A 23,084-nucleotide genomic window follows, 5' to 3' on the forward strand; every position below is an offset into this window, starting at 1 on the left:
CGAGGCGCCGCAGCAGGGTGAACACCCAGACGCCGACAAAGGAGCCGATGCCGCCGCCGACCAGGAGCATCGTGCCGAGCTTCAGGTCCACCGTGCCGCGCCGGTAGTGCGCCAGCGCCCCGGAGAACGAGGCCGCGATCACCTGGTTGGCGCCGGTGGCCACCGCCACCGCCGGCGGGATGTTGTAGAAGATCAACAGCGGCGTGATCAAAAATCCGCCCCCAACCCCAAACATCCCAGACAAGAACCCGACCGCCGCACCCATCCCGACGATCACGAACACATTCACCGACATCTCGGCGATCGGAAGATAAAGGGTCAAGGGTAAGCTCCGTCGCGACGCGCACGTCAACGCTTGGTGTGGTCTCGGGGATGCCCTGCGAGAAAGTGATATTCGGAAAAGCTCTAAAACAACTTCAATACAGTCCCACTTCCGGCTCAAGCCGGCTTTTCTCCTTTTTCGCTTAGAGCATCCTGCTCAAATGACCGAGCAAGGAGATGCCGGACATCCGATGCTTGGGACGAGCTGATCGAGAATCAGGCCGGCGCAATCGTATCGCAAAGTCCATGCACAAAGGGCCGGGAGCAAGATGCCCCCGGCCCTTCATGATCAAACTTTGAGCGCCCGGCTTACCAGGACTTGTGAAGGGAAACCTGGAAAGACCGGCCCTCGCCATAGGAGCAGACGTTGGCCGTCTGGCAGCTGGCCACATAGCGCTTGTCGAAGACGTTATCGACGTTCAGCCGGACACCCCAATCGTCCTTCTCGTAGCCGACCTTGAGGTCGAGGAGCGTCGCATCAGGGACCTTCAGCGTGTTGGCCGCATCGGCATAGGTTTCGCCCTGGTAGCGCACGCCCGCACCGAGCGTGGCGCCATCGATCCAACCGGCGCCGCGCACCGTGTAGTCGAGCCAGGCCGAGGCCTGGACTTCCGGCACGATGGTCGGCCGCTTGCCGATCAACGCCGCGTCGGCATCCTCGGTGATCTCGAGGTCGAAGGCGGTGAAGGCCCCGGTCAAGGCCAGGTTCGACAGGAGGTTCACCTTGCCTTCGACCTCGATGCCGCGCGAGCGAACCTCGCCGCGCTGAACCTGGTTGAAGATGTCGTTCGGATCGGTCACCGCTACGTTGCGGCGTGTGAGATCGAAGAGCGAAAACGTCAGCGAGCCGTCGACGAAGGTCGGCTCGTACTTCAGGCCGACCTCGTACTGCTCGCCATCCTCCGGCTCGAAGAAGGCGCCATTCGCGTCCGTGCCGATCACCGGATTGAAGAAGCTCGCGACGCTGACATAGGGCGTCAGGCCGTTCTCAAACTCATAGGCGATGCCGGCACGCCCCGACCAGGCGCCGGAGTCCGTCTCTTCGTGGGCATCCTGCGCCGGAGAATAATAGGTCGGGCCATCGTCGCTCTCGGTCCAGACGTGGTCGTAGCGCCCGTTGAGCGTGACGATGAAGCCGCCGCCGAAGCGCAGTTGATCCTGCGCGTAGATGCCGGCCTGCTTCTGCGACAACTCCTGATTGAGATAGCTCACCGGGTCGGGCTGGAAGACGCCGTAGACGGGATCGAAGGCGCTGATCGGGGTCGTCGTCCCGAAGATGCCGCTCTCCTGGACCTGATCGATCCAATAGGACTTCGCCTCGACGCCGAGGAGCAGTTGGTGGTCGATGGCGCCGGTTGCGAACCCGCCCTCGATCCGGTTGTCGGAAAGAAGGTTCGTGACCCTGGTGTGATGCCTGAAGTTCACCCGGTTCAGCATCGTGGGGTCGGAGGCGTCAAAGCCGTCGGGATAGAGGTTATGCTCGCCGATATCGGCATAGGCCAGGCGCGCGCTGGACTTGTAGGACCAGCGATCGGCAAGGCCGATCTCCGCCTCATAGCCAACGGAGATCTGATCGCGCTCGTAGTAGTCGAGCGCGGGCTCGGTGAAATTGGCGTCGCGGCCGATATAGCCGGAGGAAGCCGGAACGACGGTGCCGACATAGGGCAGGAACGAGCCGCCATTATGGACTTCGTCGATATGGGTGTAGTTGGCGAGCACCGTGAAGCTGTTCTCTTCGTCGCGCCGCCAGGTGTAGCTCGGCGCGATGAAGCCCCGCCATCCGTCCTCGAAGTCGCTGTATCCGCGCCCGCCCTGGACCTTGCCGTCGACGCGCCACGACTGAACGTCATCGAGGCGATCGCCGAAGTCGAAGCCGAAATAGGCCGTGCCGGCGTCGTTGACGCCGGTTTCCGTGTATCGCAACCGCTCGCCCGTCGGGCGCTTGCTGATCGAATTGACGATGCCGCCGGGGTTCGAGCCGCCGTAAAGAACCGACGCCGGCCCCTTCAGCACCTCGACGCGCTCCAGGCCAAACGCATCGACATAGATGTCGCCGAACGCATAGGACGGGATCTGGAGGCCATCGAGATAGTCGCCCGTGGTCGTCGCCTGAAAGCCGCGGATGAAGTACCAGTCGGTATCGCTGTCGGTGCCGAAGGGCTGGGCGAATACGCCGGCGGTATAGCGAAGCGCCTCGTCCACCTTCTCCGCGCCGCGCGCCTCAATCTCCTCGCGCCCGACCACCGACACCGCCTGCGGGATCTCGTTCAGCGGCGTTGCCGTCTTCATGCCGGTCTGTGTGCGCTTGGCGACATAGCCCTGGACCGGTGCGAGGCCGGGATCGATCATTCCGGTCGCGGCGCCGTCGCCCGAGGCGCCCTGCCGGCCCGTGTCCGCTCCGGCCACCTCGGCGTCAACGACGATGGTATCGAGCACGGTCGCCGTCTGAGCCCTTGCCGCTCCCGCGCCCAGAGCCGCCAGACAGACGCTCGCGGCAAGAATCCCCCTGTCGAGGCGGTGGCGCTTCATGATCGTTCCCTCTCGTCCCGGCGCGCGGCACAGACAACTCCCGGCACCCTAATAAGTGGATTTGCTAATTCCACTTTTACGGACTGTCTTGAACGATCTCTCCTCCCTGGATCGGTTCTCGACTTGGGGAGCCGAAGTGGGTCTCCTGATGCAGAACGGTCACACTGTGGCAAGCGCGCGGCGCAGCCACTGCGTCGGCGGCAGGCCGACCAGCGCCTTGAAGCTACGCGTCAGATGGGCGTGGTCGGCGAAGCCGGCCAAATGGGCGAGTTCCGTGAGCGAACGGTCGCCTTCGAGCAGCATGTGCTGAAGGCGCGCGACGCGTCGGCTCATATGCCATCTCATCGGTGTGATGCCGGTGGTGGCACGAAACGCCTGGCCGAAGCGGCTCTCGCTCATCTCGGCGAGGCGGGCGAGATGAACCAGGCGAAACGGCGAGAAGCATTCTCGATCCATGTGAACGATGACGCGGGCCAGCGCCGGCGCGCTGAGGCGGGACACCGCGGAGGTTCCCTGTTTGAAGCCGCCAAGAATGCGCCAAAGAAGAGCCCGCACCAGCACCTCGCCATAGATATCGGCGGGCGTTTTGCCGTCGTGGGCATCGGCGAGAAGGGTATCCACCAGAACGGCGGCGAGATCGTCCCGGACCGCGAGGCGCGGAACGCCGAGCCGCGCCGTCCGGAGTGCCGGATCAAGCTGCTGCAAGACAAAGCGCTCGGAGAAATGGACGTCGAGATGGCTGAGGCGGCCCGCGCCGGCGACCCTCCCCGTCAGGAATGTTCTGGCCGGAATGAAGGAGAAGCAAACACCTTCATGCCGCGCGCTGACGCTGCCCTTCTCCATCTCGAAGACGCATTCGCCCTGCCCAAGCGTCACGAAAAGACGCGGATCGGGAGAAAGGTAGCGGCCATGGGCGGCGGCGCTGCACTCGACGTCCCAGACGTCGACCGCCGCTTCCGCGAACGAGCGGGTGCGCAGGCTCCCGATCGGCCTGAAACCGACTGTCTCTGCCTCCATCGCGGGAACATAGCGCATCGCTCGTGGTCCGAAGCCTCATTCGAAACGGATCGGCACCTGAAAATTCCAGCTCCGCCGCCCGGCTCCCGCCGGAATGGGCGGAAACGGCGCGGCTCGCCGTACTGCCGCGAGCGCGGCGCGATCGCCACCCGACGAACCGGAACCCCGGACGAGGCGCACGCCGCTGACGCCGCCGTCGGCCATCACCGTGAACGCGACGATCGCCGTTCCCTCGGCGCCCCGTGGCGCGGAAACGGACCGCCGCAGCTTGCGGGCGACCTGGCCGGGATAGTTCGAGACTGCGGCGTTTCCCGCCTGAGACGGCCGGCTCGCGGCGCTCGCCGCGCTTGCCTTGCGGGCATCGGCCTGAGACCGGCCGCCGCGTCCCGCGCTTTTTTTCTCCCGCGTCGGTGTCGGCCGTGGAGCAGCCTTCTCCACGCGGCGCGGCGCCGACGCAACTTTGGGCCTTGGCGTCGGGAGCGGCGCGTCCACAACTTCCGCCACGCGCTCGGTCGGCTCGACGGAGGCCGCTTCAACCGCTTCCGTGATGGGAACCATTTCGGACTGAACCTCGGCGGGAGCGACGGCCTCAGGCGTAGCCGGCATGTCCGAATCCGGTGGAGCGACTTCGGCGGTCTCCTTCGCGCGCTCGACCGGTGCGACCTCGGAACTGCTGGCATCGGGCGGCGGCGCCGTCACCCTGTCCTCGACGGCCGCGATTTCGGTCTCGCTCGCCTCGGCAGGCTGCGTGATTTCCGAAAGGTCGGTGACTTCGCCGATCGATACCGCATCGGCGAAGCTGTCACCGGCCACGGCGATCGAGCCGACGCTGCCGCCCTCCTCCATCGCGCCTTGCGAGGCGTCGCCAAGGCTCATGAGCCCGCCGAGGTGAACCGCGACGGAGGCAAGGAGCGCGATGGTCCATCCCGCGCGGCTCACCGCGCTGGCTCCGTCCGGCGCTCCGTCACCAGGACGAGGTCGGGAAGACCCGCCGCGCGCAAGGCGCTGATGCGCTCGATGAGAAGCGGCGCCGGCAAGCTCTTGTCGACGATCAGGCGCAACGGCCCCTCCAGCCCCAGCTCGGCTTTCGCGCCGGCGATCTCCTCGACGGAGATCGGCTGGCCGCGCCAGGTGAACGCTCCCTCCGCGTCGAGTGCAAGAGCATCCGGTGGCCGCGAAGGCAGAGAATCCTCGGTCGTGACGGGATCGAGTTCCTTGTCGACGGGCGGCGCCAGGGTGCCCGCGATCAGGAAGAAGATCAGCATCAAGAACACGATGTTGATGAGAGCGATGGTGCTATCGCCCTGGCGTTTCGGCATCGGCCTCGTCGTCAGCCTGGACATGGCGCCCCTCCTGAAGCCCTACCGCGCGAGACCGACGTCGATGCCGGCGGCGCGGAATTTCTCCAGAACGTCCACCAGCATCTGCGACGTCGCGCCCTCGCGCGCGAGAACGGTCGCGGACTTTGCGCCGGCTTCGGAGAGGGCGCGAAGCCGTTCCGCGATCACCGTCGGTTCCGCCGCCTCGCCGTTGATGCGCACACCATCCTCGGCGATGGTCGCGAAGATGTCCGGCACATTGCCGCCGCTGCCGCCGGCCCCCGCCGCGCCGAGCGGAATCTCGGCAAAGCGCGAGAAGGTCGACGACAGCATGAAAAACAGCAGGAGCAGGAAGATGACGTCGATGAGCGACGTCATCGACAGACGCCGCCTGCGCCGGACGGGGGACTCAATGCGCATGAGAGCGCTCGTCCCGCGTCGCAAGCGTGACGACCGGCGCATGTGGACGGCGCGCCGCCGTCAGCGACACCGGCGCCGTGCGAGGAGACAGCAATGCCGACACGGTGGTCTCGATCGCCACCCGGTCGTTCTCCAGCCGGGATTCGAGATAGGTCAGCACGATCGAAACCGGCATGGCGACCGCGAGGCCGACGGCGGTGGTCAAAAGCGCCACCCAGATGCCTCCGGCCAGCGCCGAGGGATCGACCGCGTTGCCCGCGCCCTGAAGCTTCTGGAACGCCTCGATCATGCCGAGCACGGTGCCAAACAGCCCGAGCAACGGCGAGAGCTGGACGACGGTATCAAGAAAGCGGAAGCCGAACTGATTGCGATGAAGATGGTCGAGGGCGAAGCGCGACACCTCTTCCTCGATCTCGGCCTTGTTGAACCGCCCCTCTGCGATCATCGACAGCGCCAACGAAACGGCCACTGCCGCCCCGCTGCGGCCGCGCGAGGCATAATCGCGCGCCTTCTCGATGTCGCCACCGGAGGCCATCTCGATCGCCTGGGTGGCGCGGCGCGTGTGGCCGATCCTCGCCGTCCAGAAGCCGAAGAGCTTGACGAGGATCACCGCCAGCGACAGCACCGACATGACGGCGAGGATCGCGACGATCGGACCACCGAGATCGATGATCGAGCGGGCGGGCTCGAGAACATTCGACAGGGACATCTCTCCACCCCTACTTGCTGAAAGCCAGCTCGGTCTTGTTGCCCGTGGCCAGGGCATCGCCGCAGGTCCGGGCATCGATGCCCTCGCCCTCGCAGCGCGCCGCCCCGTTGACCAGGATGCGCGACAAGCCGGCGCAGTCGGTCTTCGGCACGTCGAAGCGTTTCACCAGCGTCTTGCCGCGCGGCATCCTGCCGAAGTCGAACACCGTCATGCGGTCGACCATGCCCTTGGCGTCGAACAGCACCATCTCGAAGCCGCTCGCCTCCAGCGTCGCGCCGAGGTCGTTGGTGGCGACGAAGGTCAGCCGGCAGGCATCGCCTTCAGGAGCCGCCCCGTTGAGCTCGAGCCTGAAGACGGGCGCATTCGCCCTACCTTGTGCGGTCTGGTCTTGCACGGTCTGACCTTGGCCCTCGGCATGGGCGGCAATGGACAGGAGCAGCGCCGCGACGGCGGAAAGAGGGTGCAGCAACTTGGGAAACATGGGCGTATCCAGGCAGAACGGGCGAAATACCTCATAACGATTCTAAACATGATATTTATAGTCATGTTTATGAGGGTGAAATGACATAGGCTGTGATGGGATGCAAGGAGCATCGAGCCGGAATGTCCACGGCCCGCCGAAGGCATGGAACGACGGGGCGGACCGCGAACGAAAAAGGGCGGCGCCGCGCGGGTACCGCCCTTCTCCAAGAATAATCAAAGCGCCTCGTCGATGAGACGCGCCGCCCTTTCCGGGCGGATCAGCGCAGGCTGACCACCAGTTCGATCTCGACCTTCACGTCGCGCGGCAGGCGACTCACTTCGAAGCAGGAGCGGGCCGGCGCATGGCTGCCGAACTCGGCGGCGTAGACCTTGTTGAGGCCTTCGAAGTCCTTGAGGTCGGCAAGAAACACCGTCGCCTTCACCACCCGGTCGAGGGAGGTGCCGGCCTCGGCGAGCACCGCCTTCAGGTTGGCGAAGACCTGCCTCGCCTGCGCCTCAATGTCGCTGCCGACGATGTTACCCTCGAGATCGAGCGGAATCTGGCCGGAGGTGAAAAGCCAATCGCCGACCGCGACAGCCTGGGAATAGGGGCCGATGGCCTTCGGTGCCTGGCTCGATGCGATGATGTTCATGTCCATTTCATTTTCCCTTGGATCGGCCGCCTCTCAATGCGCCCGTTCTTGCTGCAGCGTCGAAGACTCGGCCGAGCCTCCCGCCCGAAGTTTCACCCTGAAGCCGACATAGAGCACGGCCAGCCAGACCGGCAGCACATAAACGGCGTTCCTCATGCTGTCCAACTGGGTCATCATGACGACGATCAGCACCATGAAGGCGACGCACGCATAGTTGGCGTAAGGAAAGAACGGCGCCGGGAAAGCAAGCTGCGAGACCTTGCCGGCGTGAGCCCGGCGGAACCTCAGATGGACCAGCATGATCATTCCCCAGGTGATCGTCGCGGCCGTCGTGGCCAAGGCCATCACCTGCATGAAGGCGCCTTCGGGGATGACGTAATTGATGACGACCGCCGCCAGGGTGCAGGCAGAGGAGAAGAGGATCGCGACATAGGGCACCTTGTTGCCGCCGAGCGTCATGAAGATCTTCGGCGCATTTCCCTGGGCAGCGAGGCTGTAGAGCATGCGTCCGTTGGAATAGATCCCGCTGTTGTAGACCGAGATCGCCGCCGTCAGCACCACGAAGTTCAGGATGTTCGCGGCCGAGCCGATGCCGAGCCTGGAGAAGATGGTGACGAAGGGGCTGCCCTCCGTGCCGACCTCGTTCCAGGGAAAGATGATCATCATCACCGTGAGCGAGCCGATGTAGAATAGCAGGATCCGCCACATCACCTGCTTGACGGCGCGCGGGATGCTCCGGCGTGGATCGTCCGCCTCGCCGGCAGCGATGCCGATCAGTTCGGTTCCCCCAAAGGAGAACATCACGACCACGAGCGACAGGAGCAGGCCCCAGACGCCGTTCGGCAGGAAGCCGTCATGGGTCCACAGATTGTCGAAGCCGGTCGCCGGCCCGCCGAGCCCGAGAAAGATCAGCGCGAGACCGAGGACGATCATGCCGATGACCGCCAGCACCTTCACCAGCGCGAACCAGAACTCCAGCTCGCCGTAGAAGCGCACGTTGACGAGGTTGATCAGGGTAATGGAGGTGAGCACGATCAACGAGGTCGCCCAGTGCGGGAACTCGGGCAGCCAGTAGGCGACATAGATGCCGACGACTGTCAGCTCCGCCATGGACACCAGGATATAGAGAAACCAGTAGTTCCAGCCGGCAAGAAAGCCCGGAAACTCGCCCCAGTACTTGTAGGCGAAGTGGCTGAAAGCGCCCGCCACCGGCTCTTCGGCGGACATTTCGCCGAGCATGCGCATGATGAGATACATCACCGCACCGCCGATGAGATAGGACAGGATGATTCCCGGACCGACGAGCCGAATGGATTCCGCCGACCCGTAGAAGAGCCCGGTGCCGATCGCCCCGCCGAGGGCGATCATCTGGATGTGCCGGTTCTTGAGCCCTCTTTGCAGTTGTCCGCCTTTTGGCGTGGACATAGCCGTTCCCCTCCTGGAGCCCGCTCCGCCGACCCCTCCAGGACAGAGCTGAAGGCCATGCAGGCAATGGGAGCGATCATGCCGAAGCCGTATTACGCGCCGAGCCCCATCGCGATCAACTCGGAAAGGCTGCGCTCGAGGCCGCTCCGCCGGTTCATTCACAGCAATGGCGCTCGGCTTTACCGGCTCCCTGCAGCGAAGGGCGAGGGTCGCACCTGACTTCCTTAGCCGGGAAAGCGGCCTTCTTGTCCGGTATCGCTCCAGCGCATTGATCCGCAAATGTTTTTCGTCAGATTTCGAGCAGCTTTCCGATATCGTTCCTGAGCCGATGCCACCACTTGAAATCGACGTCATAATTTCGCTTAAAGAATTTAGTTACCAAGTTTCGCCGATGATGGGGGCAATCGATCGGCATCTCGGGGCAGGCAGGGCCACCCGAAGCATCACGACGATGATCTTGATTCACTCGCATCGCATTGGGGAAGCGATTGACCACGGCAAGTATTGATGCGGCGTTGCTCGATGGGCGCGGGCAGCGCTCAACGAGAGGGACGATGCGCCATGCCGTTTGGGCCGGCCTCGCCCTTTTGGCATCCACCACGGCCATGGGAATAGGGTTTCTGTTCCTTGCGCAGCCTTCCTCGGTCGAGACTTCGCAGCACTCCGACGGCGCGGAGCCTTCTTCTGTCGCGGCCCTCGACCAACCGGTCCAGACGCCGGCGGCGGCTTCCATCGCCCTTTCCAGATCGGCGCCGAGCGGGCGAATTCTCGAGGAAGATCGTGGGTCTCGCGTCTTTCACGGCTCGACCGTACTTGCCATGGGCGAAAGCCCCGCCGAGCGAGGCGGCCGTGTGACGCACAGGTTCAGCGCCGCGGCCACTGAACGCGCAAGGGAAGCCCTGCGTGTGGCGGCCGTGAAGGCGGTGCAGGATGCCGCGCAACCAGGCGAGATGATCGCGGCAACGGATGCCGTTGCGCGGCGCGACGAAGGCGCCGATGGCTCTTCCATTGCGCTCGCCCTGCCCGTATCGGCGCCGCTACCGCAGCCTGAGCCGGTGATGGCGCCTCAAATGGCCTCTCTGGAATCCGGCGAGCCGCTACGGCCGGGCGCCGATGTGGCCGCGGATGACGGCGAGAGTGCACCTCCCCTGCCGACCGGCTCCATTCCCCATCCTTCGTTCCGGGCGCTCGCCGCGGCCGAACAGGCGATAGCGATGCAGGTGCCGCAGGTGGAGGAAGAGCTCGACGCGGTCGCGGTGCCGACGCGGCGTCCCAATCCGCCGCAGCGGCAAGAAACCCAGCTCGCCAGCTTGGAGCCACAATCGCCGCCCGCCGCCGCGCGGCAACAACCGCCGGCATCCCGTCCCGCTCCCGCTCCAGCGCTGGCCTACGCGCGGCCCGACGCAGGCGCTGCCGCCGAGGACAATGGCGGCATCGGCGGCTTCTTCAGCAAGATTTTGGGCGGCGGTTCGAAGTCGTCCCTGGCCGATGTCGGCGAGAGCGTCGCCGTCTACGATATTTCCTCTGCCACCGTTCACATGCCTGACGGTACGCGGCTCGAGGCCCATTCCGGCCTTGGCCACATGAAGGACAATCCGCGCTACGTCGACCAGAAGAACCGTGGTCCGACGCCGCCCAACGTCTACAATCTGCAAATGCGGCGCGGCCGCTTCCATGGCGCGGAGGCCATCCGCCTTCTGCCGGCCGACGGCAGGAAGAAGTTCAATCGCGACGGGTTGCTCGCCCACCCCTATATGTATGTCGGCGGGGGAAGCCGGTCCCAGTCCAACGGCTGCGTGGTCTTCAACAACTACCCGCGCTTCCTGGAAGCCTTCAAGCGCGGCAAGATCAAGAAGATGATCGTCGTCAAGACCATGGACGACCTGCCGACCTACGTCGCGGCCAGATAAGGGAGATGGGCGGGACATCCGCCCCCCTCTCCCGGCCGCCATTGCGAGGACGAGGCTCACCGCGCTGGCGCGGGCCCCCAGCGACGATAGCCTTCCGCCGTCTCGCCGAAGAGGTCGAGGATCTTGCCGGTGATATGGCGCACCATCTCTTCTGGCCCTTGCGGTGCGTTGTAGAAGGTCATGACCGGCGGCAGGACGACGACGCCGAGATTGGCGAGTTCGGAGAGATTGCGCAGATGGATCGCCGACAAGGGCGTTTCCCGGGCCACCAGGACCAGCGTTCTCCGTTCCTTGATCGCGACGTCGGCCGCGCGCAGCAGAAGATTCTCCGCATAGCCGGAATGAATGCCGGCGACGCTCTTCATGCTGCATGGCACGACGACCATGCCATCGACCGGGAAGCTGCCGCTGGCAATTGCCGCGCCGAGATCGTCATCGCGATAGAGCACGTCCGCCAGCTCAGAAAGCTCGGCGTCCCGGCCGGGCACTTCGTGACGCATGGTCAGCAGGCCGCCGGCGCTGACCACCACATGGCTCTCCCACTCTGGAAGCCGTTTCAACTGCCGCAGCAGATCGAGTGCAAGGATCGAACCGCTGGCGCCGGTAATGCCGACGACGAGGCGCTTCTTGCGCACGTCACTCATCCTTCACTCCCGACGGAACCTCGTATCGGACGCGGCCATCCCGCTCCGGCGCCGCCCCATGAAGCACAGAGCGGGGAGACGATCAACGCGGCGCGGACGGCATGAGAAATATTGAGGGTCGACTGAGACACCTTCAATTTTCCGCCGTCCACGAAGTCCTATGATCGCCACGGTCTTCCGAGTCCGACCGAATGGCCGTCACAAGAACCACCAGCACGATCAGGCATGAAAACTTTCATGCATTTGGAGGCGACACGATGACGACTTTTGTTACGCTTCCCGGCATTGGCGGCTCCGACAAAACACATTGGCAGAGCCAATGGGAGGCCGCGGATCCTTCCTTCGCCCGTTTCCGGCCGGCCAATTGGGACCGGCCCGACCTCGCCGATTGGCAAGGGGCGCTGGAGGCCGCAATCGACGCCGCGAAGTCACCACCCGTTCTCGTCGCGCACAGTCTTGCCTGTCTGCTTGTCGCCCATGCAGCGGCCAGGGTCGCAGCTCGCGTAAAAGGAGCGTTTCTCGTCGCGGTGCCTGATCCCGCTTCCTCCGAATTTCCGGCGGAAGCGGCCAGCTTCGCAAACCCGCCCCGCCGAGCGTTGCCGTTTGCCGCGCTGATCGTCGCGAGTTCCGACGATCCCTATGCCTCGCCGGACTATGCCAGGCGATGCGCCCGCGACTGGAGTGCCGGCCTCGTGGAGATCGGCGCCCACGGACATATCAACGGCGCCAGCGGCCTCGGAGGCTGGGATCAAGGCCGTATGCTCCTCAAGGCATTCCGCGCCGGATTGCGGCTATGATATAGCTCCTCTTCGATCGTATCGGCCTTTGCGAGCGCCGTGGCGCTCCTGATGATTTGGGATTGGATGAGCCTCGCGGACGCAGCCAAGGGCACATCGGAGGTGACATGGCCGAAGCGTCGCGCCTTGCCGTTCCCCTGAACGCCTTGCGGGCCTTCGAGGCCGCCGCGCGCCATATGTCCATCAAGGACGCGGCCGAGGAAATCGGCGTCACGCCCTCTGCCGTCAGCCATCAGCTCCGAACTCTCGAGGATATGCTCGGGGTCGAGTTGATGCGCCGCGCCGGGCCGCGCCTGGAACTGACCGAGACGGGGCGACAGCTTGCCCCGGACCTGACCATCGGCTTCGCGCGGATCATCGAAGCGGTCGGAACGGTAACGAAGGATCGCAAGCTCGGGCCGTTGCGCCTGTCCATGCTGCAGACCTTCGCCGTCCATTGGCTGTCCCCCCGGATGGCTTCTTATCCGTTCGCGAAGTCGGGCTTCGAACTTCTGATCTCGACGACCCAGACCGCTGTCGATCTCAACGCCGGCGTCGCGGATGCCGCCGTGCGCCACGGGTCCGGTCAATGGGCCGGCGTTCTTTCCGAGCGCCTGTTCGATGAGAACGTGACCTTGCTCGCCCGCGCCGCCGACTGGCGAACACGGGACGAAACCGATGTCCGCGGGGCCATTTCCGGAGCAAACCTGTTTCTTTCCCAGCATCGGCGCGAGGATTTCAGGCGGTGGAACGAGACGCTGCCGGGCGGCCCCATCAAGCCCGCCGCGATGACCATCGTCGATTCGTCCGGCCTCGGCCTCAAGGCGGCGATCGATGGCGCTGGCATCACCTTCGCGGGGATCGAGATCGCGGCGTACGATATCGCGGCCGGCAGGCTCAGCCCGATCATGAAACACCACGTTTCATCGAACGCCGCATACTATCTTTGCTATCCTCCGGCGCTGGAGCGCGACCGGCGCGTCAGAAACGTCCGCTGCTGGATGCTGGCGGAAGCCGCCAAGACGGTTCCGTTCGATCAATTCGCGCATCCCTGATCTTGCCCCGCAGATGGCCTGTCCGTCGATTTTCTGGGAACACCGAACGACCTTTCCCGATCAACGTCAGTCTTCCCCCTCCCAATAGGCGACGCCGGCGCTTTTCTTCACGGCCAGATCCAGGCGCCGAGCCGCCTTGTCGCCCCCTGGCGGGGAGCCGGCAAATACGACCACCTTTCCGCTGTCGGGATATTCCATGACGTCGGGCTCGTTCATGGTGCTGACCGCCAGATAGCGGAGCGGCGCCTCTCCTTCGGCCCGCAGTTGATGGGCCGTCTCGACGCCGCCGGCGGGGCAGACGACCACGTCGCCGGCGACGACGCCGTGTTCCGCGCCACCATATCTCAGGACGCCCTTCCCCGACAGAATGACGAAGAGTTCGTCATTGGCGTGGTGGCAGTGGCAGGGCCAGGCTTTCTTGCCCGGCGGAAGCTCAACATAGCGCGCACCCAGCAGCCTCGCGCCAAGCGGCGCCGCCACGGCGGCCAGGCGCGCCTCGTAATTCTCGCCATGCGACTGTGTCTGGAGCGCCAAATCGCGAAGGCTGACCATGGGATGCATTGGCCCTTCTCCGCTGGTTTCACCCGTCACGACAGAAGGCCCGCGATCGGCGGCGAAAGCAAATGAGCGGATCTCACTCCATGCGGAGGCGCCCTCAGCCAACATTCCCGCAGGCATCGCAGAAGTGCGGATCGTTCTATTCCTCTCGCGTCGAGGTCTCCTGAATGGAAGGCCGCGCAACGCGGGAGCTTACGCGTCAAGGCTGCCGGGGACTTTGGGCAGAGAAATTCAGCAGGCGATCTACGAGGCCATCCGCGAAAGCCTCATCGGCCGGGGAGATCACCGGGTCTGCACGCAACGGAGGAACGATGTGGAGAGAAGGTCGGGGAAACCGTCCCGGACGAGTGTCACCGGCCCCTTGCGCCGCGCCGGGGGGCGATCCACCCGTCAAAACCGCTCGCAATTGCCGGGCATCAGGAACGGATCAGGATCGAGATTTGCAATCCGTGCGGAAGGTTCATCACTTATCGGCGTCCGGCTTTGCATGTCGAAACACAGCGGTCAAAGTTTTGGGGATTCATAGTGGTAGGTTATCAGCAACTCGGTTTCTGGCTTCGGCTAGCTCCAGATCCAACCTGGCAACGAGTTCAGCCGCCGCAATCGCCCGGGAAAGGGGTGCCCCTTGACCGGCCCAATGTGCGGCGAATCCGTATTCGCCTTTCGCCTTCGCGGCTGCATGCAATGCCTTCCCCGCATCGTAGGCAATCGGGTAGTCCGGGGGCAACCGGCCGCCCAGCGTGTCTTGCAGCGCGGTGAATCGATTTGCGAGCGCACGGGCCGGCCGACCAGAGATCAGAGTGGTGAGGCGCGTATGATAGCTGCCGGGTCCGTTCAGCGCGTTGCGATATGCCTCATCGGCAGCCGATTCAGGGCAGGAAATAAAGGCAGTTCCGAGTTGGGCCGCCACAGCGCCGAGATCAAGAGCGGCAGCGACACCCGAGCCGTCCATGATGCCGCCAGCGGAAATCACCGGCACTCCCCTCTCTCGAACGAGCAACCGCGTGAGAGCAAAAGTGCCAAGGCCGTCATCAGCTCCGGCCGGATCGAATATGCCGCGATGTCCACCAGCCTCGATGCCTTGCGCGACAATAATATCGATACCGGCCGCTTCAATCTTGCGCGCTTCGTCGAGGCTGGTCGCAGTCGCAAACAGTGTGATCCCGGCAGCTTTCAGAGCACGGACGGCTTCTTCCGACGGCAGACCGAAATGCAGACTGACAACAGCGGGCTTTTTCTCAAGCAACACGGCCAGCATATCTGGGTCATCGATGAAGCTCTTGTAGATCGTGCGCAGCTCCTTCGGACATTCGGCACCGAACTCGGCGAACAGGGGCGTCAGCCATTCGAGCCAAGCGGCTTCGCGCTCCACATCGGTTTTCGCAGCGCCGTGCGCGAAGACATTCACGTTGAAAGCGCGCTCCGTCCGCGCCTGCAGCTCCTCGATCATTCTTCTGGCACCGCTGGCGTCACTGGAGCCTACGCCAATGGAGCCTAATGCGCCGGCATTTGACACTTCTGCGGCAAGCGCCGGGGTAGAAACACCCGCCATGGGCGCCTGAACGATCGGCAGCCTAACTCCAAGATTGTTCAGCATTTTTACTCCTCGCTATGCAGCAGGGGTGAACTTCGACTTCTTCATGGAATTCTCCTCGTCCCGATCACGGGATCATGATTGGGAAATTCCAGCTCAGAGCGGTCCGAATGCCTGGGGGCACGTCACCAGGTCTGTACCGATGCGATAAGCATGGCGGCAATACGCGTTACATCCCACTGACGCGGGTTGCGATCTCAAACGGGTGATCCGACAACGATACCGTTTGTGAAGACGCAAACGAGATGTGTGATGCGGGAGTGTGCATTTTCATTCTGCTCGACCGATAGAGAGATCGCCATGGCGACACACACCAGGTCGTCGAAAGTGACATCAGCCCGCACGCATCCGCTGTCTTGCGCAGATTGCAACAGCTGCTGCCCGACATTGGTGGTGGCGATACATCCCCGCGTGCCCGTCTTCAGCACAATCCCCAGCGTAGCGGCGAAGCCTCGGTAGACGATCGTGTGGCGCACGAGCTGCTCGAGGTAGCTACGCAGCACCGAAACAGCATCAGCTTGCCTGGCGCGCGCCTGCATCTCCTCCGCAAAAGCCACGAAACGGGCGCTATAGGCCTCGGCCAACAGGTCTTCGCGTGTCGGAAACCGCCGGTAAAGTGTCCCGATGCCCACGCCAGCGTGCCTCGCGACTTCGTTCATCGACACCATTGCCCCTCGGTCGAGAAAAATCTCCTCGGCAGCGGCGAGAATCTTGTCCCGGTTCTGCTGTGCGTCCGCGCGCAGATGTGTGTCGTCAGCCAAGGTCATCGCTTCCTGTCTTGATAAGTGGAGCGATACTCCATATAGATAAGCGGAGCAACGCTCCACTTATGAAGGGATACGCTGATGACACGCCGATTTGCAGACAAGGTCGTGGTCGTGACGGGCGGAACGGACGGGATTGGGCTGTCCACGGCGCGCAGCTTTGCCAGTGAAGGCGCACAGGTCTACATCACGGGACGCGATCAGGGCCGCCTTGATGCGGCGGTGGCTGCGATCGGCAATGGCGTGAAGGGGGTCCAGGGCGACGTGGCGAAAGCTGCCGACCTCGACCGGCTTTATACCCAGATCGAGCGGGAGGACGGCCATGTCGACGTGGTCTTCGCCAATGCCGGGATTTCCGAACAGGCCTCCTTGGACGATATCGACGAGGAGCATTTCGACCGTCTTTTCGCCATCAACGTGAAGGGCATGGTCTTTACTGTACAAAAGGCGCTGCCCCTGATGTCGTCAGGTGGATCCATCGTGCTGGCAGGGTCCGGCGCGGGGCAGAAAGGTTTTGCGAACCTGTCGATTTACAGCGCAACCAAGGCTGCGATCCGATCCCTTGCGCGCGGCTGGACCATTGACCTGAAGGATCGCGGGATTCGGGTGAACGTAATGTCCCCGGGCATGGTCCTGACACCGGCGATGGCGACCTACTTCGGCAACAACGAAGGTGCCGAGGCCTGGATGCAGCAGGTCATTCCATTTGGGCGGCTTGCCGAGACGGCGGAGATCGCAAAAGCGGTGCTTTTTCTTGCGTCGGAGGAAAGCAGCTTTGTCGGCGGTGAAGAGCTACTCGTCGATGGTGGCTTCGTGGCTGTTTGACGTGCGATTTCGATCCGGTCGATCGCCAATCTGTATGCATCTCACTGGGTTTGGTCACCGGGCCCCTTGAATATTGCCAACGTGGCATAGGAGCGCCATGCGTCCATTCGGACGCAGGGCGCCCCAATTTATCAAATTAGCGCCTTGTATTTCCGACTTCGCAGCGGCTCTCCTGAGCGAAGAGACCACTGGGATGGCAGACTTTTTTTGATCATGCTGGGCCGGATTATTTCTGACGGCCAGGAGTGACTGCCAAGGCTCGACAGTCACGCCCACCCGGCAATGTCACGGTTATGCGCGGCATCGCGCCTGGGCGGGATGCCAAACATCCGGGGATACTCCCGACTGAGCTGCGAAGCACTCTCATATCCGGTGGCGTGAGCGGCCGCCTCGATCCTCGCGTTCTCGCTCAGGATCAGCCGTCTTGCTTCGAGCAGACGAAGCTGCTTCTGATATTGCATCGGCGTCATAGCCGAGATCGCCTTGAACCGGCGATGGTTGCGGGGGCAGGATTTGAACCTGCGACCTTCAGGTTATGAGCCTGACGAGCTACCGGGCTGCTCCACCCCGCGCTATGGCCGGACGATGCGTCCGGTTGCGTCGATATAAGCGAGAGGGACGGACATGAATAGCCCCCTTTGCGCGTTTCTCCACCGGCTCCGCCACTTGTTCATATTTTCATAATTAGATCAAATAGCCTGTCCAGGCACACTGAATTCCGGCCCAAAAACGCCATCAAACCAGCATACCTCCTCTTATCTGCCGCATGACACGCCTTTCCCCTTGATCATTTGATTGATCATTGATTTAATGTTCATAAACGGATGCACGGTCGGAGAAATTGGGGTTTCCGCCGCGAGCGAACCGTCACGCGCCAGAAAATTGTCGTTACAGGCAGCAGCCGAGGGGCGCGCGCCTATATCCAGTTGCTCGCGCCCCGACCGGGCGGACGACAGAGGGAGACACCCACATGACCGACAAGCTGACAGGATTGGCGCGGCACACCGTAATTGTCGCCGACACAGGCGATATCTCCGCCATCAAGGCACTCGGAGCGGAAGACTGCACGACCAATCCAAGCCTGATACTAAAAGCGGCTGGCAAGGCAGATTACGCCCATCTTATCGACGAAGCGGTGAGTTATGCCGCCAAGAACGGTCGAGGAGATGACCGACTGGACCTCGCCCTCGACAAAGTCGCGGTCAACTTCGGCGCTGAACTCACCCGCATCGTTCCCGGCTATGTTTCGACCGAAGTGGATGCGCGCCTCTCCTTCGACGTCGAGGGCACGGTGGCGCGGGCGGAGCGCATCATTGCTCTTTACCGCGAGGCCGGCGTCGATCCAGCGCGCATCCTGATCAAGATCGCGGCGACGTGGGAGGGTGTCAAAGCAGCGGCAGAGCTTAAGAACAAGGGCATCGCCACCAACCTCACGCTCATCTTCAGCCTGGTTCAGGCTGCTCTCTGCGCGGAAGCCGGCGTCTTCCTCATCTCCCCCTTCGTCGGCCGTATCACCGACTGGTACAAGGCGCACGGCACCACCGTCACCAACGCCGACGACGATCCAGGCGTCCGCTCGGTGCGCGAGATCTACAATTACTTCAAGGCCTTCGACTATAAGACCGTGGTGATGGGCGCCTCCTTCCGCAACACCGACCAGATTCTCGGCCTTGCCGGCTGCGACCGATTGACCATCAGCCCTCAGCTTCTGGAAGAACTGCGCGGCAGCGAAGGCGATGTGCCGCGCATCCTCGGCGCGACGGCGCCGCAGAAGGTCGAGCGCCTTGATCTTTCCGAGCCTCGGGCGCGATTCATGCTCAATGACGATGCCATGTCTCACGAGAAGCTCGGAGAGGGCATTCGGCAGTTCGCCAAGGACACGCAAGCGCTCGAGCAGGTCCTGCAGAAGCGGTTCGGTCGCACCGCCTAGGGCGCCACTTCAAGTCAAGATCCAGAGGCCGGCGGCCGCTGCCGGCCTCTGCCAGGAGCGGTGAACGAGACTGACGCCGGGCGGCCAGGGTAGCGAGCTTTTGCGCCGCGGTTCCCTTGCATTCGTTCAGATGGTCGTTCTAACGTTTTCCTGAACAGTTGCGCGATCAACGTCGTGCGCCAGGCGCGAAATTCATGGCGGGACCGGGGATGTCGACGATTCAGAAAAACGATGTGCCCAACGAGCGCGCTGATGCCACCGCCGAGTTCGATCTCCTCATCCAGGTTGCGCGGCGCTATTACGAAGGCGAGGCAACACAGGCAGAAATCGCCGAGGAGCTGGGGCTTTCGCGTATCAAGGTCAGCCGTCTGCTGCGCCAGGCGCGCGACGAGGGCATTGTTGACGTCCGCATTCGCCTACATCGCTCCGTCGCGCGAGATCTTGAGGCGCGTCTCAAGGAGCGATTCGGCATTGAAACCGCGCTCATCGCCATCGACCATCGGGACGAAGAGAAACAACGGCGAGAAGTGGCGGTCCTGGTCGCGGACTATTTCGAGCAAACGCTGTACGACGGCGCGGTGGTGGCCGTGGGCATGGGGCGCAACGTCGCGGCGGTGGCCGACACCCAGGGACTTGCCGTCCTGCGCCTCGGCACCTTCGTCTGCGGTACGGGTGGCGCATCCAAGGCAGGCGAACCGGGCAATGCCGATCATATCTGCCGCAAGCTCGCGCGTCGGTTCGGTGGCGTTCCGGAGACCCTCTATGCCCCGGCCTTCGTTCCCGATCATGCGCTGCGCGATTCCCTCCTTCAGAACCAGACGGTGAAGCAGACCTTCGACCTGGCGACGCGGGCAGACTTCGCGCTGATCGGCGTCGGCGACCTCGGCGAGGAAAGCCATATGATGAGGATGGGCTGGTTTCGGCGCGACGAGATTCTCGAGGCGCGGGCATCAGGCGTCGTCGGCGATCTCATGGGCTACGACTTCTTCGATATAGACGGCAATGAGCGTAACGAGCTTCTTGGCGGACGCGTCATCGGGCTGAGGCTCGACGACCTGCGCCGCATTCCCCGCGTGATCGCGGTGGCCAGCGAACCCACGAAAATGCTGGCAATCCTTGCCGCTCTGCGGACCGGCGCAGTGGATGTGATCGCAACATCCCTCTCCAACGTCCACGGCATCCTTGCCCTGGACGAGGCGATGCGTGGGGCGTGACGGAACCCAGGGCATGGGTGGCCCCGCCGCTGCGATCGTATGACGCAGTGGCCGAGCACTGTGTCCTACCAACACCGGCGAAGATGAACCGCCCCTTCTGCCAAAGACGATAGAACCGACATCATTCCGCAGCGTCACAGCGAACGCATGACCCATGTCGTCACTGCGCTTTCGGTCATCGCGATTGCCTGAGAGGCAACCGCGCCTTCCGCTTGCGCACTTTGCGGCAGACGGCCTGCCGGAAGAAGCCCCTCCCTACCTGCCGAGCGAGACGGTCGTCCTCGATCAGCGGCTCGCGCTCGACCTTTATCGTTGGCTGGAACCTCGCCGCCTCTAGTGCATATGAACAGCCTGCGAATAAATGAACTAGATTCACGCCTGCCAATTGACATGCGACCGCATATCTAACAAACATAGAACACCACATAACGCGGAATTAACACGCCGGTTCGATCGGCTGAATTCGGCGTGAAAGCGGCTTTTTGGGCGGGAGGAACGACCGAAAGGCTGCGGAGGAGGAAAAATGCCGCATCGCGACCACCTCTCGTGCACGACGAAGCATGATGCTCGCATGAGCGTTCTTATGATCGCTATTTCAACATCAGATCGGGCACTCATGCCTCGATACGGCACGGTGTCGCTCGCGTTCGGCCGCTCGGCCTGAACGGGCGCCCGACGCCCTCCTACCCTTCGCCTGAAGCCAAATATCCAGCGCTGACGCGACATCCGGTGCCGGCGTCCGGCGCAAATCCCAGAGGTCACAATGGCATCCCAGGTCCTCAGATCGCAGCATGGAAGCGGGCCATTGCGCCTTGTCATTTGCGGCGTGATCGTCGTCGCGATCGCCGCGATGGCGCTGGACACCAAGGTCGTATGGATCGGCTCGGACGAGGACGTAAGGGAAGACGTCTTCTCTCCCGAGAAGTTCGGCACCCAGCATTTTCCAGAAATCCAGGCCGACATCGCGAGTCGCGCGGTCGAGGCGCCGCAATTGGCTGAGGCGATCGCCGCGGACAAGGCCGCTGCGGGCAAGCAGTACGGCGTTCCGGCCGGAGTAGGCCCGGTCATTCCCGTCAAGTTCACCGGCGTCGCCGGCGAAGGAAAATCCGGCATTTACGTGATCAATGTCGAAGGCATGCCCGCAGGCGTTCAGATCCGGGTTCAGACGGGACCGGCGATCACAGGAACCGACATACGGGATGCGACGGGCACCATCACCTTCGGCCAGTTCACAAACCAGATCGAGTACCAGAATGCCGGCGCCGGACTGAATAACGTCCTGAAGGCTGATGTTCTCGCGAACATCGACAACAGCAACCTGACAGGAAAGACCGTTTCCGTTGTCGGCGTCTTCAAGTTGATCAATCCGAAGAACTGGCTCGTGACGCCGGTCAGGATGAGCGTCGAATGAGCCAGTCCCCCATTTCCACCGGAACGATCGGCGAGGTCGTCCTGTCCGCCCGCGACGTTTCGAAGTCGTGGGGCAACGTTCACGCTTTGAAGCGCGTAAACTTCGATGTCCATCGCGGACAGGTGACGACATTGTTCGGCGAGAACGGTGCCGGCAAGTCGACTTTGATGAAAGTGCTTTCGGGCGTCTTTCGGCCCACCTCCGGCGAAATCGTGCTCGAGGGCCAAACCGTCTCCTTCCAGTCGGCGTCAGACGCCCGTGCGCTGGGTATCTCCATCATCCATCAGGAACTGAGCCTCGCACCGAACCTGTCCGTGCGCGACAACATCTTCATGGGGCGCGAGATCCAGACGATCACCGGCGTCGATTATGCCGAGGAGGAGCGCCAGACACGGCTTCTGATGGCCGACCTCGAGGAGGACATCGACCCTCTGACGCTGGTCGAGGATCTCCGGCTCGGCCAGCAGCAGATCGTGGAAATCGCGCGCGCCCTGTCCATCAACTCGCGCATCCTGATCATGGACGAGCCGACGTCGGCGTTGAGCGCGACCGAAGTCGAGGTTCTCTTCAAGGTCATTCACGACCTCAAGAGCCGGGGAGTCTCCATCGTCTACATTTCCCACCACCTCGAAGAGGCGCTGCAGATCACGGACCACGCCGTGGTGCTGCGCGACGGGACGGTGACAGCGCGTGGCAAGCGTTCGGAGATCAGCCTGGAGTGGATCGTCCGCAACATGGTGGGCGACAATTACGATCTCGGTTCGCCTCCGACAGGCCATGAAATTGGCGAGGTTGCCCTCTTCGTCGACCACCTCAGTGTGCCTGACGCGCTGAACGCGGAGCGCGCGGCCATCGACCGCGTGTCGCTCAGCGTCCGGGCCGGCGAGATCGTGTGCATCTACGGGCTGATGGGTGCCGGGCGCACCGAATTCCTGGAATGCATCGCGGGCCGGATTTCGGCGCTCGGTGGCAAGATCTTCCTGCGCGGGCAGGATGTCACGGGTCTCACGATCGGCCAACGCATTCAGCGTGGCCTCGTGTTGGTGCCGGAAGACCGCCAGCGTGACGGGCTGGTCCAGACGATGACGGTGGGTCAAAACCTGTCGCTCGCCAGCATCGGCGCCTTTACCAGAGGTCTCTTCACCTCTCGATCCCGCGAGCAGGGCCTGATCGGCAAGGCGATCGTCGACGTGCGCATCAAGACCGACGGCGGGCAGGCGGCAATCGGTTCGCTCTCCGGCGGCAATCAGCAGAAGGTGGTCATCGGCAAGATGCTGACGACCAATCCCTCCGTAGTGCTTCTCGATGAGCCCAGCCGAGGCATCGATGTCGGGGCGAAGTCCGAAGTCTTTCGCCTGCTGAGCGAGGGAGCTCAACGGGGCCTCGCCGTCGTCTACACGACTTCCGAAGTCAACGAATGCCTCGCCATCGCGCACCGGATCATCGTGTTCCATCGCGGCCGGATCTCGGCCGAATTCACCTCTGACGTCACCAAGGAACAGATCATGGCCGCCTCGGGCGAGGCCGTGGCTGCCTGACAGAATTCGA

At 63.2% G+C, this 23,084-nt stretch carries 23 protein-coding genes, 1 tRNA gene and 1 pseudogene; 9 read left to right on the forward strand and 16 right to left on the reverse strand.

The features are described from left to right. The 10 genes from B5D38_RS21180 to B5D38_RS21225 form a co-directional block, all read right to left on the reverse strand. Positions 1-322 (reverse strand): sulfite exporter TauE/SafE family protein (locus B5D38_RS21180; protein WP_131829987.1); only part of this gene is annotated, 322 nt, incomplete at its 3' end. A 308-nt stretch (positions 323-630) separates the two neighbouring features. Beyond that, the gene (locus B5D38_RS21185; protein WP_078710439.1) at positions 631-2,850 is read right to left on the reverse strand and encodes a TonB-dependent siderophore receptor; all 2,220 of its coding nucleotides are present in this window, start codon (positions 2,848-2,850) and stop codon (positions 631-633) included. A gap of 159 nt (positions 2,851-3,009) precedes the next feature. After that, positions 3,010-3,885 (reverse strand): helix-turn-helix domain-containing protein, encoded by an 876-nt coding sequence (locus B5D38_RS21190; protein WP_078710440.1) that lies wholly within the window; start codon positions 3,883-3,885, stop codon positions 3,010-3,012. Positions 3,886-3,903: 18 nt separating this feature from the next. Next, entirely contained in the window at positions 3,904-4,806 is a 903-nt protein-coding gene (locus B5D38_RS21195; RefSeq protein WP_078710441.1) for an energy transducer TonB family protein, read from the reverse strand. After that, a complete protein-coding gene (locus tag B5D38_RS21200; RefSeq protein ID WP_078710442.1) occupies positions 4,803-5,210 on the reverse strand; it encodes an ExbD/TolR family protein in 408 nt (135 codons plus the stop codon). Before B5D38_RS21200 ends, B5D38_RS21195 begins: the two co-directional genes overlap by 4 nt. An 18-nt stretch (positions 5,211-5,228) precedes the next feature. Further along, complete coding sequence (locus B5D38_RS21205) at positions 5,229-5,606, reverse strand: ExbD/TolR family protein (RefSeq protein WP_078710443.1); 378 nt, start codon at positions 5,604-5,606, stop codon at positions 5,229-5,231. Beyond that, entirely contained in the window at positions 5,596-6,315 is a 720-nt protein-coding gene (locus B5D38_RS21210; RefSeq protein WP_078710444.1) for a MotA/TolQ/ExbB proton channel family protein, read from the reverse strand. The genes B5D38_RS21205 and B5D38_RS21210 overlap by 11 nt, the downstream gene beginning before the upstream one ends. Before the next feature lie 10 nt (positions 6,316-6,325). Next, the gene (locus B5D38_RS21215; protein WP_078710445.1) at positions 6,326-6,796 is read right to left on the reverse strand and encodes a hypothetical protein; all 471 of its coding nucleotides are present in this window, start codon (positions 6,794-6,796) and stop codon (positions 6,326-6,328) included. 259 nt (positions 6,797-7,055) lie between these two features. Continuing rightward, positions 7,056-7,430, reverse strand: coding sequence for a RidA family protein (locus tag B5D38_RS21220; protein WP_116002895.1), 375 nt, complete (start codon positions 7,428-7,430; stop codon positions 7,056-7,058). Positions 7,431-7,463: 33 nt separating this feature from the next. Next, positions 7,464-8,855, reverse strand: coding sequence for an amino acid permease (locus B5D38_RS21225; protein ID WP_078710447.1), 1,392 nt, complete (start codon positions 8,853-8,855; stop codon positions 7,464-7,466). Between the two features lie 166 nt (positions 8,856-9,021). On the opposite strand from B5D38_RS21225, the gene B5D38_RS22110 reads away from it, so the two are divergent. Together B5D38_RS22110 and B5D38_RS21230 are read left to right on the forward strand one after the other, a co-directional pair. Further along, the gene (locus B5D38_RS22110; protein WP_131829988.1) at positions 9,022-9,363 is read left to right on the forward strand and encodes a hypothetical protein; all 342 of its coding nucleotides are present in this window, start codon (positions 9,022-9,024) and stop codon (positions 9,361-9,363) included. A gap of 46 nt (positions 9,364-9,409) precedes the next feature. Further along, positions 9,410-10,765: a DUF2778 domain-containing protein gene (locus tag B5D38_RS21230; RefSeq protein WP_078710448.1), complete on the forward strand. Its 1,356-nt coding sequence runs from the start codon at positions 9,410-9,412 to the stop codon at positions 10,763-10,765. Positions 10,766-10,821: 56 nt separating this feature from the next. Here B5D38_RS21230 and B5D38_RS21235 read toward each other — a convergent pair whose 3' ends face one another. Further along, on the reverse strand, positions 10,822-11,409 hold the full coding sequence (locus tag B5D38_RS21235) for a UbiX family flavin prenyltransferase (RefSeq protein ID WP_078710449.1): 588 nt from the start codon (positions 11,407-11,409) through the stop codon (positions 10,822-10,824). Between the two features lie 257 nt (positions 11,410-11,666). On the opposite strand from B5D38_RS21235, the gene B5D38_RS21240 reads away from it, so the two are divergent. Beyond that, positions 11,667-12,206 carry an RBBP9/YdeN family alpha/beta hydrolase gene (locus B5D38_RS21240; protein WP_078710468.1) on the forward strand — a complete coding sequence of 180 codons (540 nt, stop codon included), beginning with the start codon at positions 11,667-11,669 and terminating at the stop codon, positions 12,204-12,206. 107 nt (positions 12,207-12,313) lie between these two features. Next, the gene (locus B5D38_RS21245; protein ID WP_078710450.1) at positions 12,314-13,240 is read left to right on the forward strand and encodes a LysR family transcriptional regulator; all 927 of its coding nucleotides are present in this window, start codon (positions 12,314-12,316) and stop codon (positions 13,238-13,240) included. A 66-nt stretch (positions 13,241-13,306) separates the two neighbouring features. On the opposite strand, the gene B5D38_RS21250 is transcribed toward B5D38_RS21245, so the two are convergent. The 3 genes from B5D38_RS21250 to B5D38_RS21260 all read right to left on the reverse strand — a co-directional run bounded on the left by B5D38_RS21250 (position 13,307) and on the right by B5D38_RS21260 (position 16,153). Continuing rightward, the gene (locus tag B5D38_RS21250) at positions 13,307-13,801 is read right to left on the reverse strand and encodes a cupin domain-containing protein (RefSeq protein WP_078710451.1); all 495 of its coding nucleotides are present in this window, start codon (positions 13,799-13,801) and stop codon (positions 13,307-13,309) included. Between the two features lie 517 nt (positions 13,802-14,318). Further along, complete coding sequence (locus B5D38_RS21255; RefSeq protein WP_078710452.1) at positions 14,319-15,395, reverse strand: NAD(P)H-dependent flavin oxidoreductase; 1,077 nt, start codon at positions 15,393-15,395, stop codon at positions 14,319-14,321. A gap of 194 nt (positions 15,396-15,589) precedes the next feature. Continuing rightward, positions 15,590-16,153, reverse strand: a complete 564-nt coding sequence (locus B5D38_RS21260; RefSeq protein ID WP_116002897.1) for a TetR/AcrR family transcriptional regulator — start codon at positions 16,151-16,153, stop codon at positions 15,590-15,592. An 84-nt stretch (positions 16,154-16,237) separates the two neighbouring features. Between B5D38_RS21260 and B5D38_RS21265 the strand changes: the two genes are divergently transcribed. Further along, on the forward strand, positions 16,238-16,981 hold the full coding sequence (locus B5D38_RS21265; protein WP_078710454.1) for an SDR family NAD(P)-dependent oxidoreductase: 744 nt from the start codon (positions 16,238-16,240) through the stop codon (positions 16,979-16,981). Positions 16,982-17,247: 266 nt separating this feature from the next. On the opposite strand, the pseudogene B5D38_RS21270 reads toward B5D38_RS21265, so the two are convergent. After that, a pseudogene (locus B5D38_RS21270) lies at positions 17,248-17,466 on the reverse strand (helix-turn-helix domain-containing protein); the annotation flags it as partial. 10 nt (positions 17,467-17,476) lie between these two features. After that, a tRNA-Met gene (locus B5D38_RS21275) sits at positions 17,477-17,553 on the reverse strand. 398 nt (positions 17,554-17,951) lie between these two features. On the opposite strand from B5D38_RS21275, the gene tal reads away from it, so the two are divergent. The 4 genes from tal (at position 17,952) to B5D38_RS21300 (ending at position 23,074) form a co-directional block, all read left to right on the forward strand. Next, the gene (gene tal / locus B5D38_RS21280) at positions 17,952-18,911 is read left to right on the forward strand and encodes a transaldolase (RefSeq protein ID WP_078710456.1); all 960 of its coding nucleotides are present in this window, start codon (positions 17,952-17,954) and stop codon (positions 18,909-18,911) included. A gap of 209 nt (positions 18,912-19,120) precedes the next feature. Further along, positions 19,121-20,125 carry a sugar-binding transcriptional regulator gene (locus B5D38_RS21285; protein WP_078710457.1) on the forward strand — a complete coding sequence of 335 codons (1,005 nt, stop codon included), beginning with the start codon at positions 19,121-19,123 and terminating at the stop codon, positions 20,123-20,125. A gap of 763 nt (positions 20,126-20,888) precedes the next feature. After that, entirely contained in the window at positions 20,889-21,536 is a 648-nt protein-coding gene (locus tag B5D38_RS21295) for a DUF2291 domain-containing protein (protein ID WP_078710459.1), read from the forward strand. Continuing rightward, positions 21,533-23,074: a sugar ABC transporter ATP-binding protein gene (locus tag B5D38_RS21300; protein ID WP_078710460.1), complete on the forward strand. Its 1,542-nt coding sequence runs from the start codon at positions 21,533-21,535 to the stop codon at positions 23,072-23,074. Before B5D38_RS21295 ends, B5D38_RS21300 begins: the two co-directional genes overlap by 4 nt. Positions 23,075-23,084: the final 10 nt, after the last annotated feature.

It is taken from the genome of Consotaella salsifontis (assembly GCF_900167365.1).
Lineage (GTDB): Bacteria > Pseudomonadota > Alphaproteobacteria > Rhizobiales > Rhizobiaceae > Consotaella > Consotaella salsifontis.